Genomic DNA, 17,140 nt, shown 5'->3' with positions numbered 1-17,140 from the left:
TAACTAGAGCTCTCCTTGTCTCTAACAAATGTTTAATTTCTCATCGCATTTTCAAATTCAGACCTGGTTAATAATTTCTACTTCGCATGCTTTCAATCCCTTATCTTCCTTACAAGGAGAAAAACTCACTTCAGCTCCTTCAGTCAATGTTCTGAATCCTGTCGCCTGAATATTACGAAAATGCACAAAATAGTCTTGCCCATCAGCATGGATAAAGCCAAATCCTTTTTTAGGATCAAACCATTTTACCTTACCTGTTAATCGTTCAGTCATTCTATTTCCTCAATGCATTGAATTATAAGAAGAACTGAAACGATAACCTGTTCTTATCAATCAAAAAATACGGGTTTTTAACTTTGCACTAATGGTTAACCACTATTCATAATTAAACCAGCGGTATCATGACCCTGAAAATAGCGCCTTTATTCTCTCCCTTATTCTCTGCATCCATAAAGCCGTTGTGCAATTTGATCAGATAGGCAGAAAAAGCAAGGCCGATTCCCATTCCCTCTTTGGCCTTTATACCATCGTCTTCATTAAATAGTCGAAGAATTCTTGTTAATTGTTCTTTTTTCATACCCACACCATGATCCTCAAACACGATCTGGGCATAACTCTTTTTATTTAAAACCAAATGCTCTGTTTTGATCAATAACTCTCCGCTTTCAAAACTGAATTTAATAGCATTGGCGAGCAAATTACAAAAAACCTGTTTAATCCGAAACGAGTCCGCGCGAATTATGAGCGGGTGCGGCGTCAGACATTTTTTAACTTGCAGATTTCTGTTTTGTACCAGCGAAATAACTGATTGCAGGGATTTGTTAAGAATGGAATTGAGATCAGTGAACTCAAATTCCATTGGTGTTTTATTTAAAAGCACTTCAGAAATGTGAATAAGATTATCGATAATTTTATTTTGTCGAAGTGCACTTTCCTCAATAAAATTCAGGCCAGTTTGTAATTTATCCGGAGGAGATGAGGTAGTTTTTAATAATTGAGCCCAGGTCAAAATTGAAGTAAGCGGTGAGCGAAGATCATGGGAAAGAGTGGCTAAAAAAAGTTTTTTCGCATAACCTTCCTCGGTTGCCGTTGTTTTATAAAGACTGGAAAGACTGTCAATTTCCCGTTGCTGTAATAAATTGCCTGTATGATAAGCAATTAACTCAAGACAGGAGATACTCATATCATCCGGTCTCTCTGCATGTGTCCAATATATTAAAAGATTGCCCAGGGCGCTTTTTGTTGGGCTTGACACAGGAATAAGTATAAAGCGGCTTGCAATATTCTCGGTGAGCACGGAATTATCAATATAGAAACTATTATGAATTTTCTCAGCTTTGTGACTTAGGCGCAAAATGGAGACGGGATTAACGCTCAGGTTTTCCCCCACTTCAATAAGCACCTGATGAGTATCTACATTCTGCAGGCTCAATTGGGCATAAGACACTTTGAACAGCTGGATGATAAGTTCCAGATGCTCCTGGAGAAGGGAGTAGAGGCTTTTGTTACCTGTGCGTTGCACAGTCAACTGATGTAAGCAACGCATCATTTGCTCTGCATCAGGAGTGGAATTAGTGTTTTCAGCGTTACCCACGAACATAATTTTCAATATTAAATCACCATTGATAATGGCTCAAACGAAATATCTTTTATACGCGAGCCTGCGATAAAAATGAATTGTCAAGCGATATTAATCTCTTTAAGATACGCAATAATTGATGATTCAGGAAGTCAAATCAATGCATAAATCTAATTTTTGCGTCTATCTGGTAGAAGATGATCTTTCTATCAGCAGAGCACTTATGGCCTTGTTTGAGTCGGTGCAAATTGAGGTGGTTTGTTACAATGATCCCTATCTATTTCTGGAAGCTTTTCAACGTGGAGAGGTTCAGAATGGTTGTATCATTCTGGATGTGCGGCTTCCAAACATGGGGGGATTGGAGTTACAGGAGAGTTTGACACAAAGCAAAAATTTACTGCCTGTTATTTTTATTACTGCGCATGGTGATATTGAAATGGCTGTAAGAGCCATGAAAATTGGCGCGTTCGATTTCATCCCCAAGCCTTTTAACAACCAGCAACTACTGGCTGCAGTGCAGAAGTCATTTGCTGCTATTCCCTTGTGTAATACTGTCACCCGGTTTAAAGACGATATGATGAAATTAACGCCTCGGGAAAAGGAAGTTCTGGAATATGTAATTAATGGCAAAATGAACAAAGAGATCGGCTATACGCTCAATATTGCGCTGTCCACAGTGGAGATTCATCGGGCGAATATCATGAGGAAACTGGGAATGAAGAATCTTGCGGAACTAATTAATTATTATTTAATGACCCGTCAGGTCAATAATAATTATCTGGCAGGTTCTTATAATGCGATAAGCAGCTAGGCGGAAAATAGCCATGATAAAATATGAAATCAGCGTGGAAATTCATCCGGATATATTCGATGAGTATATGGCATGGCTCATCACGCATGTCGGTAAATTACTTGATATTGAAGGTTTTTTAAAAGCTGAAGTATTGACCTGCATCGAAACAGAACCGGTTTCATGGAAAAAAATCAAGGTCGACTATTATGTGAAAAACTATCTGGCCTATCAGTCTTATCTGGAGCACCACGCTGCAGCAATGCGAAGCGAAGTACCTGATGATTTTAAAGGTCTTTATAGTATAGAGCGAAAGATTTATGAAATTAGTGAGGTAATTAATCCCTGATTGAAGTATTTTGGCCCTTTACGACCCTCGGCTTGTCTAAGGCATTCAGATTGAGGTATTCCCCTCCCTACGTGCCTCGGCTTGTCCGAGGCATCCAGGTTGAGGCGTGGATACAGGCATTTCTGGATACCGCGAACAAGTCGCGGTACGTAGGGTAGAAGGTCGAAGTCGTGGGACGCAGGAGAATGGTTTCCGAGTCCCGTTGATCCTGAAGAGAAAGCTATTTTCGTATCGATGGAGAGCTACAGGTATCAGACATTAAATCTGAAATGCATCACATCGCCATCGCGAACAATGTAGTCTTTCCCTTCCAACCGCAATTTGCCTGCTTCCTTTGCACCTTGTTCGCCGCGATTCTGAATAAAATCTTCATAAGCAATTACTTCAGCGCGAATGAAGCCCTTTTCAAAATCGGTGTGAATAACGCCGGCTGCCTGCGGTGCTGTGGCTCCTTTCGCCACTGTCCAGGCGCGAACTTCTTTAACGCCGGCAGTGAAATAGGTCTGTAAGCCCAGCAGGTCATAACCTGCACGAATAACCCGGTTCAGACCAGGCTCGGAAATGCCGAGTTCCTTCATATATTCAACACGCTCTTCATCATCCAAATCAATCAGATCTGATTCGGTTGATGCACATAGAGCAACCACTTTGGCATTTTCGCTGGCGGCCAGCTCTTTGACCTTATCAAGATAAGGATTATTTTCCTGACCTTCATCGCTTACGTTGGCAATATAGAGCACCGGCTTGGCTGTTAGCAGGAAGAGCCGTTTGATAATCTGATCTTCTTCATTGGATAATGCCAGGGTTCTTACCGGAATTCCCTCATCGAGATGCGTTTTAATTTTCTCAAGAGTCTGCTTTTCAAAAAGCGCTTCCTTATTACCGCTTCTGCTGTTTTTTGCGGACTTCAGGATGGCTTTATCGACGGTTTCCATATCGGCAAGCGCCAGTTCCGTATTAATGATTTCAATGTCAGACAGTGGATCTACTCGTCCGTCAACATGAATTACATCGGAATTATCAAAACAGCGGACCACATGGGCGATAGCGTCTGTCTCGCGAATATTTGCCAGGAATTGATTTCCAAGCCCTTCTCCTTTGGCAGCGCCTTTAACTAATCCTGCGATATCAACAAACTGCATGGTAGTCGGCAGGGTTTGCTGGGGTTTAACGATAGCACTAAGCGCATCAAGGCGCGGATCGGGAACAGTTACAATCCCCACATTAGGTTCTATGGTACAGAAAGGATAGTTGGCTGCTTCAATTCCTGCCTTGGTCAGCGCGTTGAATAATGTCGATTTACCGACATTGGGTAAGCCGACGATACCGCATTTAAATCCCATAGTAACCTCACTTCAAAATCAATTAAGCTCATCAATTGATGAGTTATTATCCATTAATGACATTCATTGCGGCAGCAATATTGCCGTCAATAATGGTCGGTGCAGCCTGGATTGCCCGATCAATTGCTTCCAGAATTAATTGTTTGTCATTCTGCGATGGTTTACCCAGCACATAATTAAGCACCAAATCTTTGTGGCCCGGGTGATCAATTCCCACTCGCAGACGATGAAACGCCTGGCTGCCAAGATGAGCGATAATATCGCGTAAGCCATTATGTCCGCCATGTCCTCCACCTGATTTCAGCTTGATTCGGCCTGCGGGCAAATCAAGTTCATCATGAACAACCAGAATTTCTTCAGGTTTTATACGATAAAACTGGGCAACTTCCCGCGCTGGGAGACCGCTGTTATTCATAAAGGTTAATGGAAGGAGAAGCCGGCAGCGGCCATCCAAAGTTGCCAGTTCAGCATTTAATTTCTTTTCGGTTTTGAAAGCCAGATCAGAATGTTGTGCTAAAGCTTCCACGAACCAGGCGCCGGCATTATGCCGAGTGGGCGCATAGGCTGAACCCGGGTTGCGAAGGCCAATTATTAATTTAATAGTCATAAAATAAGCAAATCAGGGAAGAGGCGGTTTGCGCCTCTTCCAAAACAAATTATTCTGCTGCTTCTGCGGATTCACCTTCTTCCGCATCGCCTGCACTGCCTCTGGGGGCATGAATGCTGACTACTGGATGATTGTGAGTGCCATCTGCCAGGTCAACAGTAAGTTGAACGCCTTTAGGCATTTTCAGGTCAGATAAATGAATTACCTGGTCCATTACCATGCTGGACAAATCAACTTCAATAAATTCAGGTAAATCTTTTGCCTGGCAACGAACTTCAACCTGCGTCATCGTGTGGTTAACAATACCGCCTGCTTTAACTGCTTTGCATTGCTGTTCGTTCGTGAAATGAACAGGGACGTGTTTAATCAGTACATCTTTAGCAGAAACACGTTGTAAATCCATATGCAGAACAATGGGCTTATAAGGATGACGTTGTAAATCTTTAAGAATAACATGCTCAACCTTGCCATCCACTTTCAGATCAAAAATACTTGCGTAAATACTTTCCTGTTCAAGTGCCTTGATCACTTTATTATGTAATAAATGGATTGTTTGTGGTTTTTTGTCGCCGCCGTAAAGAATGGCAGGAACTTTATTTTCAAGACGACGCAGGCGGCGGCTCGCACCTTTTCCCATATCAGTTCTTGATTCGGCTTCCAGTAAAATAGGCATTAAAAAATCTCCAAATAAATAAAAATCGTTAAATTTACCCGGCATTTTGCCCGCGACCAGGGAAAATGCTAAAATTGATGGGCAGGGAAGTATACAATAATTTAAATACAACTTGAAGTCAGGGCAGTAATTTCATAGAATATGCCACTTTGTTGAACTTGTGTAAGCCAAATGTGGCGAGTGGGAGAAGAGCTATGTATGCGGTAATTAAGAGCGGCGGTAAGCAGTACCGTGTCAAAGAAGGCGATGTTTTAAAATTAGAATTGCTGACCGCAGACGTTGGCAAAGAAATCAACTTTAGCGAAGTGCTAATGCTGACAGACGGCGATAAGGTGACCTGTGGCTCTCCTTTAATCTCCAATGCCTCTGTAACTGCTGAAGTGCTTGAGCATGGCCGACACAAAAAGGTTAAGATTATTAAATTCAGACGTCGTAAGCACCATATGAAACAAATGGGGCACCGACAATATTATACGCAGGTTAAAATTACTGCGATCAGCAAGTAGAGGGGAGAGAAATGGCTCATAAGAAAGCGGGTGGTAGTACGCGTAACGGACGTGACTCGAATCCCAAGTATCTTGGTGTAAAACGCTTTGGCGGTCAATTTGTGAATGCGGGAGAAATCCTTGTGCGTCAGCGTGGTACACGTTTCCACCCAGGCGTTGGTGTGGGTTGTGGCCGCGATCATACATTGTATGCTTTGGTTACCGGGTATGTTGAATTCAATGTAAAAGGCGCCAAAAATCGTAAATTTGTTAATGTCCAGGCAGTAGAAGAACAGGCATAATCTGTTCATGCAGGATAATAGCTTTAAGCCCCGCTACCGGGGCTTTTTTTTTCATTTTGGGTAAGAAAACATGAAATTTGTTGATGAAGCCCTCATTAAAGTAGATGCTGGTAATGGCGGTCATGGTTGTCTGAGCTTCAGGCGCGAGAAATTTGTTCCTCGCGGCGGGCCAGATGGCGGCGATGGCGGCGATGGCGGCTGCGTATATCTGGAAGGCAATAACAGCCTCAATACTTTGGTCGATTTTCGCTATCAAAGGCATTTTAAAGCTGAAAATGGTCAACCGGGAATGGGTGGAAACTGCACGGGCAAGCGAGGGGAGGATTTAGTCATCCCAGTTCCTGTAGGAACACTGGTGTATGATGTGGATTCGCGTGAATTACTGGGCGATGTGAGTGAGCACGGTCAGCAATTGCTGGTGGCTCAGGGCGGTTTTCATGGTTTGGGAAATACCCGTTACAAAAGCAGTGTTAATCGCGCCCCCCGTCAGACCACACCCGGTACACCCGGCGAATCCCGTCATCTGCGGCTGGAGTTGAGGGTTTTGGCAGACGTCGGTCTTTTAGGGCTTCCCAATGCCGGTAAATCCACCCTTATTCGTGCGGTTTCTGCTGCAAGACCCAAAGTTGCCGATTATCCATTTACGACCTTGCATCCCAGTCTGGCGGTGGTGAGTGTTTCATCGCATAAAAGTTTTGTGATGGCTGATATTCCCGGTCTGATAGAGGGTGCCGCCGAAGGGGCGGGTCTTGGGCATCGTTTTTTAAGGCATTTGGCACGTACCTGTATTTTGCTGCATGTTATCGATATGGCGCCAGTAGATGACAGTGATCCAGTGGAAGCGGCAAAAACAATTATTCATGAACTGGGAGAGTATGATCCTGCCCTATTGCAAAAGCCTCGCTGGCTGGTGCTCAATAAAATCGACATGCTTCCTGATCCAGAGGAAAGAGAGGCTGCCATTAACAAAGTGATTCAAGGTTTAAACTGGACTGACAAAGTCTTCCAGATTTCCGCGATGACTGGAGAGGGCACCCAGCAGCTTTGTTATTCACTTATGCAGCTGATTGATGAGATGAAGCAGACGGAAGCATAACCATTCCGTCGCTGAATGAACTACCAGGGCGCTTCGATAGGGCAGGCTGTGTGTCTCACTGCCTTGCTCGTCGCCCCGGCGCCAGTGTATTGTCAGCTGGGTCGTGCCGCTATTCGAGCTTTGCTGCCAGTACTCGCTTAATCCTGTAATCTCCAAGTGCAGATCAGCTTCATTTTTGTCATGAAATTGAAGTTGTTGCCGGTTCTCGGGCTTTTGTATGAGGGTCTGCAGATGGCCGCCTGTCGCTTTGTCGATGACGGCAAGCCTTATCTCTGTTTTAGAAAGAGCCAGAATAAATTCTTCCGATGCTTTTTTATCACTTCGGGTAATTAAATGGGGTCTTAGAATAGGTTCTACAATAGTATTAACCTCTGCGATGAGCTCAGGTTTGCAACGGACTTTGCATTCGACATAGGGCGTTTCCAGACGATATCCGGTCACACACTCTATATTTTTCAAAGCATCATCCAGCTGCTGGGCAATCTGCCCTTCCGCAACACCAAACGCTCGCCACTTTAATAATCGGGTATTTTCATGTTCTGTCGATTGTAATCTGGGAAGGACGTGCTCATTGAACATGGGATGGCATTCTCGCGGCGGGCCGGGAAGTAAAAAGAATAATTGACCGTTCCACTCGCAAAAACAACCTAAAGCGGTACCGTTAGGATTCGGCAATAACAGAGCTTGCGGAGGGAATTTGGCCTGCTGCCGGTTACCCTCAGTTAAGGCAAGCTTGCTTTTGAGCAGACGATTTCGTACATGCTCTAAAGCTTCCGGGAATTCTATCAGAGCTGTTCCCATGAATTGACCGAGGGCGAAGCGTGTCCGATCGTCAGAGGTAGGGCCCAGGCCGCCGATAATAATGAGAATGGAATGATCTTTTGCTAAGAACTGGATGCATTCATGGATATCTTCCTGCCTGTCACTACAAGACATATGCCGGCCGACTGTTAGTCCTTCCGAGCTTAAGGCATGGGCCAGAAAATGGGCATTGCTGTTGAGGGTATCCCCATTAATGATTTCATCCCCGGTTGCAAGTAAGGCAATCGTCATGTTGTCATCCTGTTATTTAAACGCGGTGAATGGTGACCTGCGGGAAGGGCATTTCAATCCCTTTGAGATCAAACTTTTCTTTAATAATTTCCTGCAGTTGATTCTTAACTGCCGAGTGATCTTCTGTTTTAACCCATACCATGAATTTTAGCTCAATTGCAGAGTCTGCAAAGGTATTAATGTTCACATTGGGTGCAGGATCTTTTAGCACTTGAGCGCAGTGGCTGGCAATATCAAGTAATGTGGCTTTAACTTCATTGATATTGCTTTGATAAGCTACCCCAATAATTAAATCAATGCGGCGTGTGTCGAAATAGTTCAGATTGGCCAGCTCAGATTTAATCAATACCTCATTAGGAATGCGGATGAGCTTATTATCAGAAGTGCGTAATTTGGTCGAAAGCAGATCAATGGATTCTACCACCCCATTAATCCCTTTAAGTTCGATGGTATCGCCTACTTTAAAAGGATGCTCAAACAACAGAAAAATACCGCTGATTAAATTGGAGGCAGCGGTTTGCGAGGCAAAACTGATAGCGACCGTAAAAATACCTGCCGCCCCCAGCAATACGCCCAGCTTAAATCCAAGATGCTGAAGACTGGATACGGCAAATAATCCGAGAATAATATAAAACACAATACGGCTAATCAGTAAGGCATGATGCCGGGAAAAGCGTTTGCTGATCGAGTGATTAGTCATGGTGCTGACTCGTTGTGCGACAATGTAGCCCACCACAATTAAGCCGGCAGCATAAAGCGAGCTGAGCAGCTTGGTGCTGTTAATAAAGGTGAGAGCGCTATGGAATAGTTCGGTCATGCTGGTACTTAAGAAAGAAAAGCAGCTAGTATACTATTCCGGTTTAAAAAACAAAATGGCGGAATCTAAGCTCATATTGATTCTAGGCGCTAATGCTTGCTCTGTTTTCTTGCTCCTCTTCCTTGTCCGACTCTAGCAAGGGCTGCGTGTCAGGAGCCGGGTTTGAAAGTCTGAGCTGAGCTTTCATTTCAGTCGATTTTTGCATGACCGCCTGTGCTGAGTCTTCAAATTGCTTTACCTGACGCCAGTGAGCGGTTTCGCCGCCTTGAAACATCCGGCAAAGCCCGCTGCCTTTATATTCTCCATTACTATCTTTCCCCTTAAAATGCATGGACAATAATTCTTTTCGCTCAGCGACCGCTGCCGCTTTATCGGGCCTGTTTTGAATCTGCTCCACCAGGGCGTCTTTGATGGTAGCCCAGAGTCTGGCATCGTTTTTTTCACGCGCCAGCACCATCATTTCTTTTAATTTAACCATATCATTCAATGGCAGCTCGGCTTTACTGTAGTCAAAGCCGATTTTTTTTACTTCATCAAAATCGGGATTATTGGTTGAAGCAAGATCTTTTTTTATATCATTAAAGAATACTTTATCTCGAATAGTTCGAGCCCAGTTCAACATGAAGGCTGCCATTGATGGGGTGCCTGGAGAATCAGTTTTTTTGATCCGGGAAGCCATTTCCTGATCGCAATTACCCCGACAGTTTTTAAATTCACCGCGCTCGCCCTGAAGGTTGATGCCAAAACTGCAAGCGCTTCCACTCAGATTATTTTTCGCCCCCCAGTAGGTTTCAATTTTATCCAGTTTATAGCCTCTTTCAGTGATCACTTTTTGTATTGTTTCGGAGAGTTCTGCCTCAATTAATGTAGTTTTTCCTCTAATTTTAAAGTCTTCTACATAACTATCTTTACTCCAGCCAACCACCACTTCCACACTTGAACCTTTTGGTGCTCCCTTGAGCATTTTATCCATGATAGCGGGACCTTCCACATCAATCCCGTCAATACCCTCAAAGGTGGAAGAACCAATTGAGCCCGGTACATGCATCATCGAGATTTGCGAAATATTCCCTTTCTCATCACGAACGATGAAGGCGAGGGCAACACAGGTGGTCATACCGGCAGTGAAGATGCCATTTATGGGTGTTCCATCCTCTTTCGTATCTCCCGGGCGAACCGTCTGTACGTTATCCGCTTTGGTTACCATTTCAAACTTGGCGTACACGTACTGTTCGGGATCGGCGTCTATCACCGCTGCTGTTTGTGGAAGATGATCTCTGGCCACTGGAGGGGCGGGGTTTACATCTTCATAATCTTTGCTCATGGGTCATTCTAAAATCTGATAATGATTTAATAAGTATAAGTTATAGAATTAAATGTACATAAAATAGGCAATATATTTTTTTATGCGGAAGTAGATGTTTTGTTGCGAGGTATTTAAAATGGGCCTTTTTTACTCTTTGGTGAAAAATGACTGAGCCCACCATTCGCTGTCCTTCCTGTAAAACAGACATCAAGTTAACCGAATCACTGGCAGCGCCCCTGATTGAAACCACAAAAAAACAATTCCAGCAGCAATTACTCGAAAAAGATCAGGCAATATTTCAGAAAGAAGAAGCGGTACGCCAGAAAGAGGAGCTGCTGAAACAGGCTGAGCAACAGATGCAAAAGAAAATTGCTGATGAGCTTGAAACTCAGCTAAAAAAAGAGCGCAGCCGCATCGCTGTCGAGGAATCGCAAAAAGCGAAGCTGGCAATCGGTTCCGACCTGGAAAACAGGCTCAAAGAGATTGCTGAATTACAGGCCATTCTTAAAACACGTGATGAAAAACTTGCTGAAGCACAAAAGATGCAGGCGGAAGCGATTAAAAAACAGCGTGAGCTTGAGGATGCTAAACGTGAAATGGACTTAACCATTGAAAAACGCATCAATGAGGGTCTTGAGTCGGTTAAGAATAAGGCGCGTCTTGAAGCAGAGGAAGGACTGGTTTTTAAAATTAAGGAAAAAGAACAAACTATTTCCAGCATGCAAAAACAGATTGAAGATCTGAAGCGAAAAGCGGAACAGGGTTCGCAGCAATTGCAGGGTGAAGTGCAGGAGCTTTATCTGGAGTCCATGCTGCAAACCAAATTTCCCTTTGACTTAATCGAACCGGTGCCCAAAGGCGAATTTGGCGGAGATGTGCTGCAAAGGGTGTTTGGAGGTAATCAGCAGCCCTGCGGGAGTATTTTATGGGAATCCAAGCGCACCAAACACTGGAGTGACGGCTGGTTAAGTAAACTGAGAGAGGACCAGCGCAGCGCGAAAGCGGAAATTTCAGTTCTGGTCAGTCAGGCACTACCGGATGGGGTTGAAACCTTCGATTTGATTGACGGCGTGTGGGTCACTCATCCAAAAGCGGCTTTTCCCGTAGCGACAGTGCTTCGCCAGACTCTGCTCGAATTGTCTCTTGCCAGAAAATCATCTGAAGGCCAGCTAGGCAAAATGGAAATGGTTTATCAATACCTCACCGGTTCTCGCTTCCGGCAGCGGATTGAAGCCATAGTTGAAGCCTTTTCTTCAATGCAGACAGATCTGGATAAAGAGCGTAAAGCGATTATGAAACAATGGGCAAAGCGTGCCGAGCAAATCGAACGGGTGATGAATGCCACCGTGGGTATGTATGGCGATTTACAAGGTATCGCCGGAAAATCCTTACAGGAGATTGAGGGCCTTGAGTTGAAAGCTTTGGAATCGGATAGTCTTTAGCAATAGCAGGGTTCATACAAAAGCCCATTTCACACTTGAATAATTTCAAGTATTATCAATTTGGATCTGTTGTTGTTACCGGAATTAATGTTTGCGAGAAAATTTCTTTCCCGCGCTGGAGAGGGTTAGGGGCAATGCATTAAGTGAAGGAACTCAGTCATTCTCGCGAAGGCGAGAATCCATTCCTCAATTGGCATTATAGCTCGCTCAGAGATGGATCCCCGCCTTCGCGGGGAGGACAGTTTAATATACAGCTTAATTTAATGGCAGTGGGTGTTAAGGTGAGGGTTGATTTTTAAAACCTCTCTCTAACTCTCTCCCTGAGGGAGAGAGGACTTAATGGAATATTCCTTAATAGAAAATCTCTTCCTGAGAGGGTGAGTTTTAAAGGAAGATTCAGTGAAACAGGAATGTTTAAACGGAGCTTAGAATTTGAACCACTCACTAAAAAAAAGAAATACCCATTCTTTCTTTTCCAGCAAACAATTAATCTCTTTATTGACTATTTTCTGCTTGTCCAATCCCGCATGGGCAGTAGACTGGACAGGGTCAGTGTCAAATGACTGGTTTGATCCTCTGAACTGGATTCCAGGGGTTCCAGTTCCAGGTGATTCGGTAATCATTGATACGATTATTCCTAATTCGACAGAAGTCAACGGTAATTCAACGGCATTTCTGCTTTCCTTAATCGTTGGCGATACCAATGAAGGGATACTGGATATTGTGAATGGGGGTGTTGTAAGCGATTTTCTGGCGCAAATTGGTACCAACATAGGTTCAAGTGGAACGGTGACCGTAAATGGCCCTGGTTCTCAGTGGAATAATGCAGCTGTACTCGAGCTTGGCGGTTTTGGCACTGGCAATTTGAATATCCTGGATGGAGGGGCTGTCAATACGGCCAATTTCACCATGGGTCTAACGGCTGGTTCTCTTGGTATGCTGATGATGGATAACGGCTTGCTGAACATCAACAGCCAATGGTTAATTGGCTTTGATGGAACCGGGGACGTAATTATTGATAATGGCAGTCAGGTCAATAGTAACACCACCACTGTTGCCTATACCGCAAATGCTGTGGGGGTGATTGATGTCCAGGGGCCGGGTTCTCAGTGGATTAATAGCGGTGATCTGATTCTTGGAAAGGGCGGATTCGGCGATTTATGTATTTGCGATGGCGGCATGGTATCCAATCTGAATGCCATACTCGGTGCGGAAATAGGTTCTACAGGCGGGGTGGGCGTAGAAGGTGATGGCTCACAGTGGCATAATCAAGGGGATTTATACATAGGCTTATTATCTGACGGATCGCTGTCGATTTTCTTTGGCGGTCTGGTTACCTCCCAATCAGCCGTAATTGCTGCGGGCGCGAGCTCGGTCAGTATCGCCGATGTGAATGGCGAAAACTCACTTTGGTCTAACAATGGCAGTCTGACTGTCGGTGGATCCGGAAACGGCAGTCTGTTTATAAGCGGCGGCGGCACTGTGAGCAATCAGCAGGGAATTATTGCTGCCGACGCAGGATCCGTGGGAGCAGTGATAGTGAATGGTGAGGGTTCACTCTGGAATAATACGTCTTTGACAGTGGGGCAAAACTCTGCGGGTTTTCTCAGTATTCAGGATGGAGGGCTGGTCAATGTGATGCAGAAAACTGTTCTTGGAAATGGTCCTGCTCTGCTTGAGATTGTCGCTAATGGCGTTCTGCAGACGAACCAGCTAGTGGGCAACAGTCTCTTCATTGCTACTCATTTCGATGGCGGTGTTCTCAGAGCCAATGGAAATAATGAGCAGTTTATCAGCGGTTTTCTTCCTGGACAGTTATTCGTAAGTTGCCAGGGATTAACGATTGATTCCAATGGATTTAATATTGGGACCGATAATGTGTTCGATGGCTGCGGCGGTTTAACCAAAATCGGGGCAGGACAGTTAACCATTGGCGGCCAACAGACTTATACCGGGCCAACAAGCGTCAATCAGGGGATTTTACGAATCGATGGCAGCCTTCCCGGCGCGGTTGATGTATTGCCTGGGGCGCGCCTGCAAGGTACGGGTTCAGTGGGCTCGGCAATTATTGGTGGAAATATCGCCCCAGGCAATTCAATTGGTACATTCTCTGTGCTTGGGAATTATCTGCAGCTTCCTGGCTCAATTTATGAGCTTGAAATTAATGCGGCCGGTCAATCGGATTTGATCAGTATCGGAGGAGCGGCGAGTATTACTGGTGCCGAAGTATTGTTGCTACGCAGCCCCGGGGTTTATTCTGCTGGAACCCGCTATACCATTTTAACAGCGCTTGGCGGGGTTACAGGAACCTACAATAGTCTTAATGCGCATTTACCGTTTCTGGATTTTATTCTTGCCTATGATTCGCAGCATGTTTATCTGGATATTCTGCGAAATGGTCTGCGATTTTCCAGTACCGCCTTAACTGTCAATCAGTTCAATACGGCGGAAGGGGTAGAGAGTCTTGGTGGCGGTAATCCGGTCTTTGACGCAATCAGTAACCTGAGCAGTTTACAGTTCGCCCCACAGGCATTTGACAGCCTTTCTGGGGAAATCCATGTATCGACATTAGGTGCCTTTATGGAAGAAAGCCGTTATCTGCGCTATGCGGCTTTAAATCGCTTGCAGCAGGCTTTCTCAGGTTTGAAAGGTGTACAGGTGGATACTAATCAGAAAGTCCAGAAGCTGTCAGGTCTCAGCTGGTGGGGCCAAGGTTTTGGCGCCTGGGGTAAACTGGAAGGCAATGGGAATGCGGCGCAAACTGATCGCAGAACCCGTGGATTTTTCCTGGGAGCTGACACAACCTCTGTTTTGCCATTTCGTCTTGGAATGATTGGTGGGATTAGTAATTCAGACATTAAAGTGTATGCACGAAACTCCTGGGTATCCAGCGACAATTACGATTTGGGAGTTTATGCAGGCAGTCATCTGGCCTGGTTTAATTTACGAGGTGGAGCGGCCTATACCTGGCATGATATTCATACGCATCGTAATATTGTATTCCCCGGCTTTTCCAACTCGGTTAAATCCAATTCCAACGGCAATACAGCACAATTGTTTGGGGAATTAGGCTATCCGCTCACAATGAACAATATAGAAGCAGAACCCTTTATAGGCGGCAGCTATGTGAATGTGGAAACGCGCCGCTTTTTCGAGTCCGGCAGTCCTGCCGCCTTAAATGGCCGCGGTCAGGAAAATCTTTTCTATTCCACTCTGGGACTTCGTGAAACATCCAATCTGCTTGTCAATGACAGAATCAGCATTGCTCAACGTCTTATGCTGGGATGGCAGCATGCGAATCATCATTTAGACCCGCAGACGCTGATGGCCTTTAATAGCGGCAGTAACCCCTTTACTATTTATGGCAGTCCCATTGCGCGAAATTCTGTACTGATTGATGCAGGTTTGTTATTGCAGCCTCCTGAGACAGATCATTTGCAGTTGAAGCTTTCCTATATTGCACAATGGGCCTCTAATGTGCAGGATAATGGGCTTTCCGGCACGCTCATCTATCGCATGTCCTGATGCAATGAACCCGGTTATGCCCAGCCGGGTTATTTTTCAAGACTCATACATAATTTGCAAACGGCAAGTGATCCGCATACTGCGAAGAGGACGGGCATAATAAAGCTGAAATCAATACGGGTAAATTCAAAGATAAGTACAATAGCGGTCAGCGGCATTTTCTGACTGGCAGCCAGCATCGCGGTGGCGCCAATTGCAGCAAAGGAAGCAGGGATAATACCTGGAAAATACAGATTCCATAAACCGCCTAAAAAACCGCCCAACAAGGCACCGGCCGCCATTGAGGGCGTTAACAAGCCTCCTTCTGCCCCGGCCCGTAAACTCGACCAGGTGGTTATAACACGCAACAGAAATAATATTGCCGAGAGCGACATCAGCGTGACGGCTCCAAATTCGACATGGATGACACTTTTACCGTTCCCTAAAATAGCTGGAAAGAAAATAGCCAGCACGCCGATTAAACTAAAATTCAGAATACAAAGAATCGGTAGTTGCCAGTTGTGCTTTGCCGCTTTACGGCATTGATTCGCAATTCTACTAAACCAGTAACCCGCAAGCCCATAAACAGGTCCGGTGAGTATTGACCAGGCCATAATTCCGGGACTGAGCACTAATCCTGAAAGATCATATTGCGGCTGATTACCCAAACCAATCCAGGAGACGGCAACCGCTATTGTGGAACTGACAAGGGCTGGCAGCAGCACCGACCAGTTAAAACTAAGCAACAAGACTTCTGCAATAAACAGGGCGCCACCCAATGGAACGTTATAGACCGCGGCCAGACCAGCACCGGCCCCACAAGCGATCATTATTTTGGTATCTTCGCTTCTCAGCCCGCTTTTTTGCGAAATCCATCCAGCGAACAGTGCGCCTATTTCGCGAGGCGCTACTTCTCTGCCCAGCGGTGAACCAAGTGCAACGGTTATTACCTGCAAAAGAGAGTGGATGCTCGTTGCAATGACCGGCATAGGCTCGGCTTTTTTAATGGAGTTGGAGATGCCAAGCAGTGGAGTGCCAAAGCGGTAGAGGAGTCCCCAGCCAATACCGGCGACCAAGCCGCAAATGACCAAAACCGATAGCCGGCGTTCGCCCGAAGCTGCCTCGACCCCCTGGAGAAAGCTCTCCGGGCTGATAATATGCTGTAAGCTGTAACCGTAAGCGATATGCTGTATCCAGTGCAATAGCAAGGCAATACACATTCCACTTAGGCCAGAAAGCACTCCTATGATCACCGTTATAATAATTAGATAAGCTGTTTTCTTTATCACAAGATCTGCTCGGTATAGAAAGAGATGAGTATGGCATTGAGTCGGGAAAATGAAAAGTAAAGGCAAGGAGGCCACTGGCATTAAGGAATTATTGTAGGGTCACTTCAGAACCGAATGTTGGGCCAAGGGCCCATAGCCGTCAGGCTAAGAAGTAATGTTATCCCCTCTCCACCGCGCGCAGCGTGGGGGAGAGGGTAGGGTGAGGGGGTTAAAAAATTTATCACGTTAGTGATTCCATTTTGTTGTGGCAATAAACCCTAATCACAGAAATATGATTAATGAATCGCTACGCGACCTTGTTTATAGCCCCCTCTCCCTAACCCTCTCCCCCGCTGCGCGCGGTGGAGAGGGGATCAGATATTCTTAGCCTGACGGCTATGGGCCAAGGGCCCAACCTACAGGTAATTGGAGAATTCCTTAAATTAATGGCAGTGTTGACCTATACCCTATTGTGAGCGAGGGCGCTGGGGAAGATTGCCAGTATTTTCTAACTTATTGATTGCCT

At 45.2% G+C, this 17,140-nt stretch carries 16 protein-coding genes; 7 read left to right on the top strand and 9 right to left on the bottom strand.

Annotation, left to right across the window (positions count from 1 at the left end):
• Positions 1–57 precede the first annotated feature (57 nt).
• Positions 58–273, bottom strand: coding sequence for a cold-shock protein (locus tag B1207_RS15100; RefSeq protein WP_112220716.1), 216 nt, complete (start codon positions 271–273; stop codon positions 58–60).
• A 112-nt stretch (positions 274–385) separates the two neighbouring features.
• A complete protein-coding gene (locus tag B1207_RS15095) occupies positions 386–1,600 on the bottom strand; it encodes a sensor histidine kinase (protein WP_112220715.1) in 1,215 nt (404 codons plus the stop codon).
• A 139-nt stretch (positions 1,601–1,739) separates the two neighbouring features.
• On the opposite strand from B1207_RS15095, the gene B1207_RS15090 reads away from it, so the two are divergent.
• Positions 1,740–2,390 carry a response regulator transcription factor gene (locus B1207_RS15090; RefSeq protein ID WP_112220763.1) on the top strand — a complete coding sequence of 217 codons (651 nt, stop codon included), beginning with the start codon at positions 1,740–1,742 and terminating at the stop codon, positions 2,388–2,390.
• A gap of 13 nt (positions 2,391–2,403) precedes the next feature.
• On the top strand, positions 2,404–2,718 hold the full coding sequence (locus tag B1207_RS15085; RefSeq protein ID WP_112220714.1) for a DUF4286 family protein: 315 nt from the start codon (positions 2,404–2,406) through the stop codon (positions 2,716–2,718).
• A gap of 251 nt (positions 2,719–2,969) precedes the next feature.
• Here the strand turns inward: B1207_RS15085 and ychF are convergent, their stop codons facing one another.
• Genes ychF through B1207_RS15070 form a run of 3 tightly spaced genes read right to left on the bottom strand, consistent with a single transcriptional unit; the run spans position 2,970 to position 5,341 of the window.
• Positions 2,970–4,061 (bottom strand): redox-regulated ATPase YchF, encoded by a 1,092-nt coding sequence (gene ychF, locus B1207_RS15080; RefSeq protein ID WP_112220713.1) that lies wholly within the window; start codon positions 4,059–4,061, stop codon positions 2,970–2,972.
• 46 nt (positions 4,062–4,107) lie between these two features.
• Complete coding sequence (gene pth, locus B1207_RS15075; protein WP_112220712.1) at positions 4,108–4,668, bottom strand: aminoacyl-tRNA hydrolase; 561 nt, start codon at positions 4,666–4,668, stop codon at positions 4,108–4,110.
• 49 nt (positions 4,669–4,717) lie between these two features.
• Positions 4,718–5,341, bottom strand: a complete 624-nt coding sequence (locus tag B1207_RS15070; RefSeq protein ID WP_253255887.1) for a 50S ribosomal protein L25/general stress protein Ctc — start codon at positions 5,339–5,341, stop codon at positions 4,718–4,720.
• Positions 5,342–5,535: 194 nt separating this feature from the next.
• On the opposite strand from B1207_RS15070, the gene rplU reads away from it, so the two are divergent.
• The 3 genes from rplU (at position 5,536) to cgtA (ending at position 7,224) form a co-directional block, all read left to right on the top strand.
• On the top strand, positions 5,536–5,847 hold the full coding sequence (gene rplU, locus B1207_RS15065) for a 50S ribosomal protein L21 (protein WP_058506374.1): 312 nt from the start codon (positions 5,536–5,538) through the stop codon (positions 5,845–5,847).
• Positions 5,848–5,858: 11 nt separating this feature from the next.
• Entirely contained in the window at positions 5,859–6,128 is a 270-nt protein-coding gene (rpmA, locus tag B1207_RS15060; RefSeq protein ID WP_112220710.1) for a 50S ribosomal protein L27, read from the top strand.
• A 70-nt stretch (positions 6,129–6,198) separates the two neighbouring features.
• Positions 6,199–7,224 (top strand): Obg family GTPase CgtA, encoded by a 1,026-nt coding sequence (gene cgtA / locus B1207_RS15055; protein ID WP_112220709.1) that lies wholly within the window; start codon positions 6,199–6,201, stop codon positions 7,222–7,224.
• Here the strand turns inward: cgtA and B1207_RS15050 are convergent.
• From B1207_RS15050 to B1207_RS15040, 3 genes are all read right to left on the bottom strand, one after another.
• Entirely contained in the window at positions 7,180–8,277 is a 1,098-nt protein-coding gene (locus B1207_RS15050; protein ID WP_112220708.1) for a competence/damage-inducible protein A, read from the bottom strand. The genes cgtA and B1207_RS15050 overlap by 45 nt on opposite strands.
• Before the next feature lie 16 nt (positions 8,278–8,293).
• Positions 8,294–9,094: a mechanosensitive ion channel family protein gene (locus B1207_RS15045; RefSeq protein ID WP_112220707.1), complete on the bottom strand. Its 801-nt coding sequence runs from the start codon at positions 9,092–9,094 to the stop codon at positions 8,294–8,296.
• Between the two features lie 82 nt (positions 9,095–9,176).
• Entirely contained in the window at positions 9,177–10,418 is a 1,242-nt protein-coding gene (locus tag B1207_RS15040) for a hypothetical protein (protein WP_112220706.1), read from the bottom strand.
• Positions 10,419–10,564: 146 nt separating this feature from the next.
• Between B1207_RS15040 and B1207_RS15035 the strand changes: the two genes are divergently transcribed.
• Entirely contained in the window at positions 10,565–11,842 is a 1,278-nt protein-coding gene (locus B1207_RS15035) for a DUF2130 domain-containing protein (RefSeq protein ID WP_112220705.1), read from the top strand.
• Positions 11,843–12,274: 432 nt separating this feature from the next.
• The gene (locus tag B1207_RS15030; RefSeq protein ID WP_112220704.1) at positions 12,275–15,367 is read left to right on the top strand and encodes an autotransporter outer membrane beta-barrel domain-containing protein; all 3,093 of its coding nucleotides are present in this window, start codon (positions 12,275–12,277) and stop codon (positions 15,365–15,367) included.
• Between the two features lie 29 nt (positions 15,368–15,396).
• Here the strand turns inward: B1207_RS15030 and B1207_RS15025 are convergent, their stop codons facing one another.
• Entirely contained in the window at positions 15,397–16,635 is a 1,239-nt protein-coding gene (locus tag B1207_RS15025) for a chloride channel protein (RefSeq protein ID WP_253255886.1), read from the bottom strand.
• Positions 16,636–17,140 lie beyond the last annotated feature (505 nt).

Origin of the sequence: Legionella quinlivanii (genome assembly GCF_003265995.1) — a bacterium.
Classification (GTDB): domain Bacteria; phylum Pseudomonadota; class Gammaproteobacteria; order Legionellales; family Legionellaceae; genus Legionella_C; species Legionella_C quinlivanii_A.
This window is presented reverse-complemented; position numbering and strand designations above follow the sequence as displayed.